This is a genomic window from Lentzea sp. NPDC042327 (assembly GCF_040647275.1).
Lineage (GTDB): Bacteria > Actinomycetota > Actinomycetes > Mycobacteriales > Pseudonocardiaceae > Lentzea.
Genome location: NZ_JBEZBX010000003.1, coordinates 395311 through 408196, shown reverse-complemented (window position 1 = coordinate 408196; position 12886 = coordinate 395311). Strand labels below are relative to the sequence as shown.

Genomic DNA, 12886 nt, shown 5'->3' with positions numbered 1-12886 from the left:
GTGGAGCAGGCTCCACCTCACCCCGGCTGCCGGAGCAACCTGCGCCCCCACACCACCCCGGCCGCCGCCAGCACCAGCCAGGCCGCCCCGGCTGCGACCGACCGGGGTGAGCCGAGGTCGAGCACGGCGTCACCGAGGAACGCGGCCACCAGCGTCGTGGGCACCAGCCCGATCGCGGTGCCCAGCCCGAACGACACCGGCCGCACCGCCGTGACGCCAGCGCCGTAGTTCGACGCGGCGAACGGCACGACGGGCAGCAGCCGCAGCACGACCGTGGCCGCGAGCCCGTTCGTGGCGAACACCGCGTCCAGCACCCGCAACCGCCCGCTGCCCAGCCTGCGCGCCACCGCCTCGCGTCCCAGCAGGCGACCGGCCCAGAAGGAGATCAGGGCACCCGCGGTGAACGCGACGACCGCCAGCGCCGCACCGGTGACGACCCCGAACAGCAGCCCGGACACCGTGGCCAGGACGGGTTTGGGGAAGAACAGCGGCGTGCCGAGTGCCCCGAACGCCAGGAACGCGAGCGGTGCCCACGGGCCCAGCGCCCGCATCGACGTGCGCAGCTCGGCCACGTCGGGCAGGTCGGCCAGCGCGGCGGTGACGACGAGGGCGACGACCAGCACCGCCAGCACCAGGGCACGCACGTCACGCATGGAGGCTCTTCTCACCCGGTGCCGATCTCCTCGTCGGTCAGCCCGGCCACCACGGCCTTGGCCGGCGCGACCAGCTGCTCCTGCCCGACCGGCGACATGGCCCAACTGTGTCAGAACGTCCAGACCGCGTGCCTGCCCGGGCCCACGACCAGCGTGGAGTTGCCGATGCGCTCCTCGTGCCGCGCGACGCCGCGGTTCAGCGCGAACTCGATCCGCTTGAGCCCGGTCTGGCCCATCCGCACCTTGTCGAACCGCATGGTGGTGCCGCCGCGCAACGCCGTGACGCCACCGGCGTCGGCCTTGAGCTTGAACCCGCCTGCCCGCAGCAGCGGCACGGTGCTCGCGAAGTCCCGTTCGGTGACGGCGAGCCGGACGAACGTGATGTCGCGCATCAGGCGGTCGCGGTAGTTGTCCGGCAGGTAGCGCTCGCGGCCGACGTCACCGGGGTAGCGGGCGGGCTGGGTCTGGCCGCGCGGGTCGGCGAAGTACTCGTCGCGGTACTCCATCGCCCACGCACCGAAGCGGTCGTACTGCTCGAAGCCGAGCACCGCGTCGAACCACGGCACCGGCACGTGGTCGCCGAAGTCGCGGGTCTGCACGAACTCGAACGGCGGCACACCGGAGGCGGCCAGGCGGGAGCGCACGGCCGTGATGTCGCCGTCGTGCTCGGTCGACAGGCCCAGGCCCGCCGAACCGAGCAGGCCGTCCTGGCCGGGGACGTCGCCGACGCCGAAGATCTCCAGGTAGGTCTCGCGGCCGCGCAGGTAGCGGCCGGTCCACACCTCACCGCCCGCGCCGGTCGTGGTCCGGACCTCGAAGTCGGCGAACGCCCTCAGGTAGGAGGAGTGCTCGACCGCGTCGGCCGTGACGCGGTCGTAGGTGCCCCACGCGTGGTTGTAGAAGAGCAGCTGCTGCTCCCCCGCCTGTGCGGTCCCGCCGGACACCACCGCGAGCAGTGCGGCCAAGATCATGGATACCGTGCGCCGAATCCCCATGGTGGGATCGTAGGAAGACCCGCTCGACCCGGACTCAAGTCAAACCAAGGGGGAACAGTTGCCGGACGCCAGCTGGCCGGTCCTCGCTCCGCTGCTCCAGGCCGCGACCGCGGGACGTGACCTGCTCGACGACACCCTCCGCCGCCTCGGGCCGGACGCGGTCACCGCGGCGCTGCTGGCCGAGATCGGCGAGGTGGAGCACGACGTCCGCCTGGACCTGCACTTCGACGGCGTCACGACGAGCCACCTGCGCACCGGCGCCGACCTCGTCGTCTCCCTGGACCTCGCCGACGCCGTCCGCACCCTCTACGGCACCGAGCGGCGGTGGCCGAGCCTCGCGGTCAGCACCCCCTCCGCCGGGCTCGACGAGGGCGGCGTGGGCGCGTGGTTCCGCGCCCGCCGCGACTACCCGGCGGCCGTCGAGGCGGTGCTCACCGCGCTGCGACCGCCGCAGGAGGACCTCGGCGCGCTGGCCGTGCGGTTCGGCTCGGACAAGTGGGGCGACCTGCACTGGTACACCCAGCACTACGAACGCCACTTCGCCCGCCTGCGCACCGAACCGGTGCGGGTGCTGGAGATCGGCATCGGCGGCTACGACGACCCGGACAGCGGCGGTGCCTCGCTGCGGATGTGGCAGCGCTACTTCCGGCGCGGCCTGGTCCACGGCCTCGACATCACGGCGAAACCCGGTGTGACCGGCCCGCGGATCACGACCGTGCAGGGCGACCAGTCCGACGCGGCGTTCCTCGACGCGCTGGGCACGCGGCTCGGCCCGTTCGACGTGGTGATCGACGACGGCAGCCACCTCAACGACCACGTGCGGACGTCGTTCCACGCCCTGTTCCCGCACGTGCGCGCCGGCGGGCTGTACGTGGTCGAGGACCTGCAGACCGCGTACTGGCCGAGCTGGGGCGGCGCTCCCGACGGCGGCGCCGGCACGTCGATCGGGATGCTGAAGTCCTTCGTGGACGGCCTGAACCTGGCCGAGGTGGCCGGCCCGCGGGTGAACGGCGGGTACGTGCAGCGCAACATCAGCGGGATCTCGTTCCACCACAACATCGCGTTCGTCGAGAAAGGACTCAACGCGGAAGAGGGCGGTCCGGAGTTCCTGCGGACGCTCTGCTGACCGACGGCGGGTGCCACGCGCTTCGGCGTGCTCACCGGCGGGTGCCAGCGCCGGTCGGCCCGCAGCACCTGGTGCACCAGCACCGCGTCCGGGCGGGCACGGGTGCGGCCCACCGGTGCTCCGGTTGCAGCGCCTCCACCACCCGGAGCACCCGCCAGGACAGGTCCTGGCGGGTGAGGTCCACCCCGGTGCCGGGTACGGCGTGCAGCCACACCGCCTGCCGGGCCACTCCTCCGCCGCCGCGTTCGGCGACGGTCCTGGCGAGCCGCTCCAGCCGGTCGACGAACAGCCCGCCGCCGTCCGTCAGCTGTCCCCGATGTGCCCTCAGCGCGATCCGGCGCGCCTTAGCGATCCCCACCGGGACAGTGAACCCCGGATCACGGGATCCAGTGGTTGCCGCTCACCGTGATCATCACCTGCAGCTGGATGCTCGCGCCGAAGTAGGTGTCGGTGTTGATCGGCGTGGCGAGCATCTTGGCCCACAGCGCGTCCAGCCACGCCTGGCTGCCGGGGTCCGTGGTGGCCGCGACCGCGAACGGCGCCACGAACGCCGCGTCGCTGCCGCTGTTGATCTGCGTGCCGTTGAGCTGGTAGCCGATCGCGATCCTGCCGGGGTCGCCACCGGTCTTGCCCTTGATCCACGAGTTGAGCTTGCGGGCCGCTGCCAGCGACTTCGCGTCACCCGTCAGCGCCGCGTCCGCGCCGATGCGCCACGGGTCGCGGCACGCGTTGTACCAGTACTTGCCGTCGGTCGCCGCCTCCTCCAGCATCTCGCCGACGGCGGGCTTGGCCGTGGAGTTCGTGTCCTGCACGAAGTCCGGCAGCAGACCGGTGCCCGCCGCGTAGTTGGCCTGCAGGTTCGCGATCAGGTCCTGGTGCTTCGCGCGGATCGTGTCCCACGCCGCGTCACCGGTCGCCTTGCGGAACGCCCGGAAGTGGTCGCTCATCCAGTCCGACGACCGGGAACCGTAGTACTGCCTGCTGTTGCCCGAGGTGGACCAGTCGCCCATGAGCAGCAGGTTCGTGTTCGGGTTGACCAGGCTCTTCTTGATGGCGCCGATGTTCTTCAGCGCGATCTGCCGGTAGTTGTAGGTGCCCGCGCTGCCCCACTGCCGGTCGGCGAGCAGCAGGCCGTAGGCGGTGTCCATGTCGCCGTCGGTCGCGCTGTCGCTGCCGTTGACGCTGCGGCAGGCGGTGTCCTGTTCGGACGCGAGCAGGTCGGGGTTGTTGGCCGACGGGTGCGCGAGCTTGTACTTCAGCAGGCCGTCGAAGATCTTCTTCGCGTCCGGGTCGGCGCCGGCCATGGTCGCGGTGATGACCATGCCGTAGCCCTGGGCCTCGGCCACGTACGGGAACGCCGCGTCCGGCGAGATGACCTGGTACCAGCCGTTGCCGCAGTTCTGCTTCACGAACGCCGACTTCCAGCGCTGGTAGTAGTCGACGATCTTCGCGTCCAGCGCCGACGTGCTGCCGGAGGGCCGCAGCACCCCGGCCGCGTACGGGGTCTGCCTGCTGCCGAACGGGTAGCCGAGCCCGGACGACGGCGGTGACGTGGTGGTGGTGGTGGTGGTGGTCGGCGGTGTCGTCGGCGGGGTGGTGCCGTCCGCGCTGCCGTAGACCTCCAGCTCCCACAACGAGTAGCCGTACGCCGTGCCGCGGGCCGTGCCGTAGACCCGCACGTACCGGCCGGAGCCGGACACGGTCAGGTCGTCGGTGCCGCCGTCACCGGAGCTCGTCGAGTAGACGTCGCTCCACGCCGAGCCGTCCGGTGAGGTCTGCACGCGGTACGCCCTGGCGTACGCGGCCTCCCAGCTCAGCCTGACCCGGCTGATGGCGTGGGTGGAGCCGAGGTCGACCCGCAACCACTCCGGGTCGTGCCCCTCCACCGACGCCCAGCGGGTCGACGTGCTGCCGTCGACCGCCTTCGCCGCCTCGAACCCGGTCCCCTCGGTCGAGGAGGCCAGCACCGCCTTGCCGCGGGAGACCAGCGGGTCCGCCGCCGACGCATTGGTCACCCCCGTGATGAGGAGACCGAGCACGAGCCCGACCGCCCCGACTGTCGTCGTCGTCCTGCCGCCCACGACCGCCTCCAGCAAATGGTTAACAAAGCTGACAATGCGAGTGGTTGGCGACGCTAGGCAGGTCAGCGGCCTCGGACAAGGGTCAGGACCGGTTGTTGCGCGTTCGGACAGTGCTCAGCCTCTGGCGCTCAGCCTCTGGCGCCCAAGTCCCAGACCCGCCACCCTTCGACGCCCGGCCCCAGACGCCCGACCGCCGAGCAGCCGACTCCGAACGTCCGGCCCCGGACGCTCAGCCCGCCCAGACCGCCCGCACGGCCTCGGCGACCGACTCCGCCTGGGCGTACCCGGCCTCCGCCGCGGGTCGCCGCCGGGCCGGGTCCAGCAGGTTCTTCCCGATCGCCGCGAGCGCCGCGGCGTCGGGGCTGAGCACGATCGACGGCACGCCCAGCCGCTCGGCCTGCGCCTGCGGGGTCGCCGCCTTCGACATGGCCCGCGTCAGCGGCGCCACCACGACCACCCGCTCGCACCCGGCGGCGAGGTCCACGTTGGCCACCGACCGCATCCCGCCGTCCATGTACCGGCGGCCCCCGATCGTGACCGGCGGCCACACCAGCGGCACCGCGCAGGAGGAGGCCACAGCGTCCACCAGCGGCACCCCGCTGTCCCGGTCGAAGGCGACGAACCGGCCGTCGGCGGTGTCCACGGCGGTCACCTTCAGCGCGCGTTCGGGCCACTCCCTGGTGGACAGCCGGCTCTCGAACACCGCGCGCCGCGACTCCTCCGACGGCGTCGACGCGCGCAGCGCCGCCCTGCCCAGCCGGGCGCGTTTGACGGCGCCGGAACCGGGTAGCGCGTGGGAAAGCGCGTACCGCGCGATCATCCAGCCGGTCAGCCTCGCCGGCAGCTCCCCGTCCGGCGGCAGCAGCTGGCTCGCGTACAGCTCGTCCGGCGCGACCCCTCCGGCCAGCTGGGTGGCGACGACCGAACCGGCCGACGTCCCCACGAGCAGGTCCGCCGCCGCCAGGTCGATCCCCCGCTCGGCGAGACCGTGCAGAAGTCCTGTCTCCCAAGCGATCCCGGTGACACCGCCACCGCCGAGCACCAACGCGCGTCCGCCAGTCATCCGACCATCTTATTTGGTGGGACGGTTTCCTGACCCGTGGTCGGCCACGGTAGACTTCCGGCGATGTCGAGAAGCGCTGCAACGGGCCTCGCGGCCTGCCACGCTCGGCGTCGAGTCACCACGCAACAAGGGCGCTTCCGACTACTCGGGAGCGCGCGTGAGTGATCTCAGGGCCCTGCTGAACCAGCGGATCGCAGTCCTCGACGGGGCCTGGGGCACGATGTTCCAGCAGGCGGGTCTCACGCCGGCGGACTACCGCGGCACCGAGTTCGGCGACCACCACATGGACGTCACCGGCGACCCGGACCTGCTCAACCTCACCCGCCCCGACCTGGTGCTCGACGTGCACCGGCAGTACCTCGCGGCGGGCGCGGACATCACGACGACGAACACGTTCACCGCCACCTCGATCGGCCAGGCCGACTACGGGCTGCAGGACCGGGTGCGCGACATGAACCTCGCCGGCGCCCGGCTCGCGCGGCAGGCGGCGGAGGAGTTCGGCGGGAGGTTCGTGGCCGGCTCGGTCGGCCCGCTCAACGTCACGCTCAGCCTGTCGCCCAAGGTCGAGGACCCCGCCTACCGGGCCGTCAGCTACCAGCAGGTCGAGGACTCCTACGCCGAGCAGATCGCGGCGCTGCGCGACGGCGGCGTCGACCTGCTGCTCATCGAGACGATCTTCGACACGCTCAACTGCAAGGCCGCCATCACCGCCGCCCGCAAGGTCGCTCCCGAGCTGCCGCTGTGGATCTCGGTGACGATCGTCGACCTGAGCGGCCGGACCCTGTCCGGGCAGACTGTCGAGGCGTTCTGGAGCTCGGTCGAGCACGCGGAGCCGCTGGTCGTGGGCGTGAACTGCTCGCTGGGCGCCGCCGAGATGCGCCCGCACGTGGCCGAGCTCGCGCAGAAGGCCGGCACGTTCGTGGCCTCGCACCCCAACGCCGGCCTGCCCAACGCGTTCGGCGGCTACGACGAGACGCCTGAGCAGACCGCGGCCCTGCTCGGCGAGTTCGCGCGGGCGGGCATCGTCAACGTCGTCGGCGGCTGCTGCGGCACCTCCCCCGACCACATCAGGGCCATCGCCGGCGCCGTGCGGGACCAGGCGCCGCGCGCGGTGCCCGAGGCGCGGCACACCACCCGCTTCAGCGGCCTGGAGACGTTCGAGATCGGCGCCGACACCGGGTTCGTCATGATCGGTGAGCGCACGAACGTCACCGGCTCGGCGAAGTTCCGCAGGCTGATCGAGGCCGACGACCACCAGTCGGCCCTCGCGGTGGCGCTGGACCAGGTCCGCGGCGGCGCGAACCTCCTCGACGTGAACATGGACGCCGACCTGCTCGACGGTGAGCAGGCGATGACGACGTTCCTGAACCTCATCGCCACCGAGCCGGAGATCGCGCGGATCCCGGTCATGATCGACAGCTCCCGCTGGGACGTGCTGCAGGCCGGTCTGCGGTGCGTGCAGGGCAAGGGCGTGGTCAACTCGATCAGCCTCAAGGAGGGCGAGGAGCCGTTCCTGGCGCAGGCCCGCGTCATCCGCGACTTCGGCGCCGGCGTCGTGGTCATGGCGTTCGACGAGCAGGGCCAGGCCGACACGACCGAGCGCAAGGTCGAGATCTGCGCCCGCGCCTACGACCTGCTCACCCGCGAGGCCGGTTTCCCGGCGCAGGACATCATCTTCGACCCGAACGTGCTCGCGGTCGCGACCGGCATCGAGGAGCACAACGGCTACGCCAGGGCGTTCATCGACGCCCTGCCGCTGATCAAGGAGCGCTGTCCGGGCGCGCGCACCAGCGGTGGCATCTCGAACCTGTCGTTCTCCTTCCGCGGCAACGACGTCGTCCGCGAGGCGATGCACTCCGCGTTCCTGTTCCACGCCGTCAAGGCGGGCCTGGACATGGGCATCGTCAACGCGGGCCAGCTCGTCGTCTACGAGGACATCCCCGCCGACCTGCTGGAGCTGGTCGAGGACGTCATCTTCAACCGCCGCGAGGACGCCACCGACCGGCTCGTCACGCACGCGGAGACGGTCAAGGGCCCCGGTCAGAAGCGCGTCGTCGACCTGTCGTGGCGCGAGGCCCCGGTCGCCAAGCGGCTGGAGCACGCGATCCTGCACGGCGTCGTCGACTTCGTCGAGGAGGACACCGAGGAGGCCCGCCAGGCCCTGCCCCGGCCGCTCGACGTGATCGAGGGCCCGCTGATGGACGGCATGAAGGTCGTCGGCGACCTGTTCGGCGCGGGCAAGATGTTCCTGCCGCAGGTGGTGAAGAGCGCGCGGGTGATGAAGCGCGCGGTCGCCTACCTGGAGCCGTTCATGGAGAACGAGCCGTCGTCGTCCGCGGGTGGCAACGGCAAGGTCGTGCTCGCCACCGTCAAGGGCGACGTGCACGACATCGGCAAGAACATCGTCGGAGTCGTGTTGGGCTGCAACAACTACGACGTCATCGACCTCGGCGTGATGGTGCCGGCCGCCAAGATCCTCGACACCGCGATCAAGGAGCACGCCGACGTCATCGGCCTGTCCGGGCTGATCACGCCGTCGCTGGACGAGATGGTCGCCGTGGCCGAGGAGATGCAGCGGCGCGGCATGAAGCTGCCGCTGCTGATCGGCGGCGCCACGACCTCCCGGCAGCACACCGCCGTGAAGATCGCCCCGGTCTACGACGAGCCGGTCGTGCACGTGCTGGACGCCTCACGGGTCGTCGGCGTGGTGTCCGACCTGCGCGACGACCGCCGCGGGCACGAGCTGAACCTCGCCAACCGCGCCGAGCAGGCCCGGTTGCGCGAGCAGCACGAGAACCGCAGGCAGGTGCCGCTGCTCGCCATCGCCGACGCGCGCGCCAACGCCGAGCGGGTCGACTTCTCCGAGCTGCCCGCGCCCGCGTTCACCGGCACCCGCGTGCTGACGCCGTCGGTGGCGGAGCTGCGCGAGTACGTCGACTGGACGTTCCTGTTCCTGGCCTGGGAGCTCAAGGGCAAGTTCCCGGCGATCCTGGAGCAGCCGGTCGCCCGCGAGCTCTACGACGACGCCACGGCGCTGCTCGACGAGATCATCGCGAACGACTCGTTCCAGCCGCGCGGTGTGCACGGCTTCTGGCCGGCGCACTCCGAGGGCGACGACATCGTCGTGGAGGCCGGCGCGGAGACCGTGACGTGGCCGATGCTGCGCCAGCAGACGCAGAAGCCGCTCTCCCGCCCGAACCGCTGCCTGGCCGACTACGTGGCGCCTCAGGGCGACCACGTCGGCGGGTTCGCGGTGACCGTGCTCGGCGCGGACGAGCTGGCCGCGACGTACGAGGCGAAGAACGACGACTACCGGGCGATCATGGTCAAGGCGCTGGCCGACCGGCTCGCCGAGGCGTTCGCCGAGTGGATCCACCTGCGGGCGCGCCGCGACTGGTTCGAGCCGGACGCGGCACCCGAGCTCGCCGACCTGCACGCCGAGCGCTTCCGCGGCATCCGGCCCGCGCTGGGCTACCCGGCCTGCCCTGACCACACCGTCAAGCGCGAGCTGTTCGACCTGCTCGACGCCGGGCGGATCGGCGTGAGCCTCACCGAGTCGTTCGCCATGAACCCCGCCGCCAGCGTGAGCGGGATGATCTTCCAGCACCCGGAGGCGAAGTACTTCACCGTCGGGCGGCTGGGCCGCGACCAGATCGAGGACTACGCGCTGCGGCGCGGCCGGCCGGTGGCCGAGGTGGAGCAGTGGCTGCGCCCGAACCTGGGTTATGACCCGTCCTGACGGAAAGGCGCACCGGTAATGTGAAAGCGCTTCCCGTCCAGGAGTGCGCTGTCCCCATTTCACATCGGTCGAGGTAGCATCGGCCGCTCTGGAGATCAACCGTTCCGTCGGTCGAGCGAGCCCGAGGTCTGCGATGCGTACTGCGGGGCTGGTGGCGGGCCTGCTGGGCCTGGTGGCCGCCGGCACCGTCGCCACCACCGGCTGCGGTGCCGCCGCGAGCTCGTCGGCGTTGCCGCACGTCGGGTTCGTGGTCAAGCGCACGGGCGGGTCGTTCGCACAGGAGATGACCAGCGGGTTCCACGAGGGCGTCGGCCGGGTCGGCGGGGTGAGCGCGACCGTCACGGGACCCTCCGGCCACGACGGGCACAGGGAAGTCGAGTTGTTCCGGGATCTGTCACGGACGGCGAAAGGCGGTGTCGCCGTCGCCACGTCCGAACCCGCGCTGATGGCGCCGTCCATCACCGCGGCCTTGCGCGAACACCTCTCCGTCGTCGGTGTGGACATGCGACTCGGGTCGAGCTCCGGGGTGAGGCTCCACATCGGTAACGACAACTACGAGCTCGGCGAAAAGCTGGCTGACGAGTTGATGCGCCGATTGCCCTCGGACGCGACCGGTTCGGTGGTGCTGGGAAACGCCACTCCGGGACTGGCCGGGTTCGACGACCGGGCCGACGGAATCCGTGGGCGGTTCGCCGAGAAACTACCGGGAGTGCGGGTGCTGGGGCCGTTCGACACGCAGCGCGACGACGAGGCGAACCTCGACGCGTGGCGACGGCTCGCGGCGGCCAACCCCGGCGCACTGGCTTTCGTGGGGACCGGAGACTGCGACGGGTTCAACCTCGCCGCGATCAAGACCGAGAAGTCGGCGAGGTGGCTGGTGGGCGGGTTCGGGGTCGACCCTCGGACGTTGCAGGCGGTGCGGGACGGCGTCGTGGTGGCGTCGGTCTCGCCGGAGCACTACCTCAAGGGCGCGGTCGCCGGGTGGCTGCTCGCCCGGCAGGCCAGAGGCGGCGCGGAGTTACCCGAGGGGTGGGTGTTCACCCCGGGACTGGCGGTCACGACGGCGAACCTCGACGAGGTCCTGCACCGGCAGGAGTCGGAGCAGGCGCGCGAGCAGTGGTTCCGGCCCCAGCTCGACGCCTTCGTCGAGGACCCCGCGAGCTGGTTGCGACCGTTGGAGCAGGCACGGTGAGGCTTTGGGAGAGCCGCGCCACCGCACGGGTGGCGACGGTGGGGCTGACGGCCGGGCTGCTGGCACTGGCCGGGCTGGCGTTGTGGAGCAGCATCAGCGCGCAGATCACGACCGCGCAGGTGCGCCAGTTCAACGAGACCAGCGAGCGCTGGAGCCGGGTGCTCGAACACATCAACATCACCGACAACGCGCTGCGCGACCTGCAGCTCAAGCGCACCGAGCTGACCGTCGAGCCGTTGCGGAACTCGGTCGGCGCCGCCCGTGGCGAGCTGGAGTGGCTGCAGGCCAACGGCACCCCGTCGGACGTCGCGGTGGCCACGCGCCTGCTGCCGCTGTACGACACGACGACGGAGACGCTGCGCAAGGTGCTCGCCGGTGACGACCCCGCGCAGGTCGACCAGGCCGGGTTCGCGCACTCCTCGCTGCGCCGCCAGGTCTCCACGACGATCGGTGCCAAGCAGCTCGACACCACCGACTACCTGCGCGCGGCGGACGAGAAGAACACCCGGCTGCGGGTCGCGCAGATCGCGGCGTTCGCGCTGGACGCGTTCCTGGTGGGCCTGTTCGGCATGGTGCTGCTCGGCCACCGCCGCAAGATCCTGCGCCAGGCCGCGAAGAACGAGCACGAGGCGCACCACGACGCGTTGACCGGTCTCGCGAACCGGACGCTGCTGGCGCGCCGGATGGAGCAGGTCGTCGCCAAGGCGCACAAGAAGAACGAGCCGCTGGCGTTGCTGATCGTGGACCTCGACCGGTTCAAGGAGGTCAACGACTCGCTCGGGCACCACGTCGGTGACCTGCTGCTGCGCCAGGTGGCCAACCGGCTGTCGTGGGCGGTGCGCGACACCGACCTCGTGGCCCGCCTGGGCGGCGACGAGTTCGCGGTGCTGCTGCCCGGCGTCGGCTCGGCGGACAACGCGCGGATGGTCGCGGACAAGATCCTCACGGCGCTGGCGATGCCGGTGATCCTGGAGGGCCTGGAGCTGGAGATCGCGGGCAGCGTCGGCGTGGCCCTGTGCCCGGACGACTCCCTGGACGGCCACGAGCTGCTGCGGCACGCGGACATCGCGATGTACGCGGCCAAGCGCGACAAGTCCGGTGTGGCCGTGTACGACGCCCGTCTGCACGAACGCGGTGCCTCGCAGCTCACGGCCGTGACGGAGCTGCGGCACGCGATCGACCGCGGCGAGCTGTTCCTGCACTACCAGCCCAAGGCGCTGGCCGACACGGGCGCGGTGTGCGGCGTCGAGGCGCTGGCGCGCTGGCAGCACCCGACCCGCGGCCTGGTGCGCCCGGACGAGTTCATCCCGGTCGCCGAGGAGAACGGCCTGATCGAGCCGCTGACCCGGTACGTGATCGACGCGGCGCTGCGCCAGTGCCGCACCTGGTCGGACGCGGGCTGGGAGGTGCCGGTGTCGGTGAACGTGGGCGCCGCCTGCCTGCTGCACACCGAGTTCCCCGGCGACGTGGCCGACCTGATCAAGCGCCACGGCCTGCCCGCCAGGCTGCTGACGCTGGAGATCACCGAGTCCGCGATCATCTCCGACCCGGACCGCGCCGTGGACGTGCTGCGCGGCCTGACCGAGCTGGGCGTGCGGCTGTCGATCGACGACTTCGGCACCGGCTACTCGTCGATCTCCTACCTGCGCAGCATGCGGGTGCACGAGATGAAGCTCGACCGTTCGTTCGTCACGCACATGTGCACCGACGCCGGTGACTCGGCGATCGTGCACGCCCTGGTCGCCCTGGCCCGCAACTTCGGCCTGCAGGCCGTGGCGGAGGGCGTGGAGGACCAGGACACCTGGACGGCGCTGGCCGAGGCCGGCTGCGACGTGGTGCAGGGCTACTTCCTCAGCGAGCCGTTGCCCGCCGAGGACGTGGTGGCCTGGCTGGGCGACCGAGCCGCAGCCGCCCACGCTTAGCCCGCATCTGCGAGTACCACCAACTCAAAATCATCCAGCACTTTTCCACTGCCAACCTGTTCGGTGTTCGACGAACGGGTTGGCAGTGGAAAAGTGCGGTTTGCGGGGTGGTTGG

General features: G+C 71.4%; 9 protein-coding genes and 1 riboswitch. Of the genes, 4 read left to right on the top strand and 5 right to left on the bottom strand.

The genetic code is table 11. The features are described 5' to 3' along the window. Positions 1-17 precede the first annotated feature (17 nt). Both AB0A63_RS09740 and AB0A63_RS09735 read right to left on the bottom strand, forming a co-directional pair. Positions 18-653 (bottom strand): VTT domain-containing protein, encoded by a 636-nt coding sequence (locus AB0A63_RS09740; RefSeq protein WP_360387668.1) that lies wholly within the window; start codon positions 651-653, stop codon positions 18-20. Between the two features lie 110 nt (positions 654-763). Then, entirely contained in the window at positions 764-1648 is an 885-nt protein-coding gene (locus tag AB0A63_RS09735) for a DUF5829 family protein (protein ID WP_360387665.1), read from the bottom strand. Between the two features lie 58 nt (positions 1649-1706). On the opposite strand from AB0A63_RS09735, the gene AB0A63_RS09730 reads away from it, so the two are divergent. Further along, a complete protein-coding gene (locus AB0A63_RS09730; RefSeq protein WP_360387663.1) occupies positions 1707-2774 on the top strand; it encodes a class I SAM-dependent methyltransferase in 1068 nt (355 codons plus the stop codon). 31 nt (positions 2775-2805) lie between these two features. On the opposite strand, the gene AB0A63_RS09725 is transcribed toward AB0A63_RS09730, so the two are convergent. The 3 genes from AB0A63_RS09725 to AB0A63_RS09715 all read right to left on the bottom strand — a co-directional run bounded on the left by AB0A63_RS09725 (position 2806) and on the right by AB0A63_RS09715 (position 5918). Next, the gene (locus AB0A63_RS09725) at positions 2806-3132 is read right to left on the bottom strand and encodes a hypothetical protein (protein ID WP_360387661.1); all 327 of its coding nucleotides are present in this window, start codon (positions 3130-3132) and stop codon (positions 2806-2808) included. 19 nt (positions 3133-3151) lie between these two features. After that, positions 3152-4855, bottom strand: coding sequence for a glycosyl hydrolase family 8 (locus AB0A63_RS09720; protein WP_360387658.1), 1704 nt, complete (start codon positions 4853-4855; stop codon positions 3152-3154). A gap of 229 nt (positions 4856-5084) precedes the next feature. Next, positions 5085-5918 carry a patatin-like phospholipase family protein gene (locus AB0A63_RS09715; RefSeq protein ID WP_360387656.1) on the bottom strand — a complete coding sequence of 278 codons (834 nt, stop codon included), beginning with the start codon at positions 5916-5918 and terminating at the stop codon, positions 5085-5087. Between the two features lie 62 nt (positions 5919-5980). After that, a riboswitch (S-adenosyl-L-homocysteine riboswitch) is annotated at positions 5981-6062 on the top strand. Positions 6063-6075: 13 nt separating this feature from the next. On the opposite strand from AB0A63_RS09715, the gene metH reads away from it, so the two are divergent. The 3 genes from metH (at position 6076) to AB0A63_RS09700 (ending at position 12771) form a co-directional block, all read left to right on the top strand. After that, on the top strand, positions 6076-9657 hold the full coding sequence (metH, locus tag AB0A63_RS09710) for a methionine synthase (protein WP_360387653.1): 3582 nt from the start codon (positions 6076-6078) through the stop codon (positions 9655-9657). 133 nt (positions 9658-9790) lie between these two features. Beyond that, positions 9791-10849, top strand: coding sequence for a sugar ABC transporter substrate-binding protein (locus AB0A63_RS09705; RefSeq protein ID WP_360387651.1), 1059 nt, complete (start codon positions 9791-9793; stop codon positions 10847-10849). After that, complete coding sequence (locus tag AB0A63_RS09700; RefSeq protein WP_360387648.1) at positions 10846-12771, top strand: EAL domain-containing protein; 1926 nt, start codon at positions 10846-10848, stop codon at positions 12769-12771. The genes AB0A63_RS09705 and AB0A63_RS09700 overlap by 4 nt, the downstream gene beginning before the upstream one ends. The last annotated feature ends 115 nt before the right edge of the window (positions 12772-12886 follow it).

Coding starts and splice junctions, on each gene's coding strand:
- AB0A63_RS09735 (WP_360387665.1), bottom strand. CDS start 1,648: ATGGGGATTCGGCGCACGGTATCCATGATCTTGGCCGCACTGCTCGCG.
- AB0A63_RS09740 (WP_360387668.1), bottom strand. CDS start 653: ATGCGTGACGTGCGTGCCCTGGTGCTGGCGGTGCTGGTCGTCGCCCTC.
- AB0A63_RS09715 (WP_360387656.1), bottom strand. CDS start 5,918: ATGACTGGCGGACGCGCGTTGGTGCTCGGCGGTGGCGGTGTCACCGGG.
- AB0A63_RS09705 (WP_360387651.1), top strand. CDS start 9,791: ATGCGTACTGCGGGGCTGGTGGCGGGCCTGCTGGGCCTGGTGGCCGCC.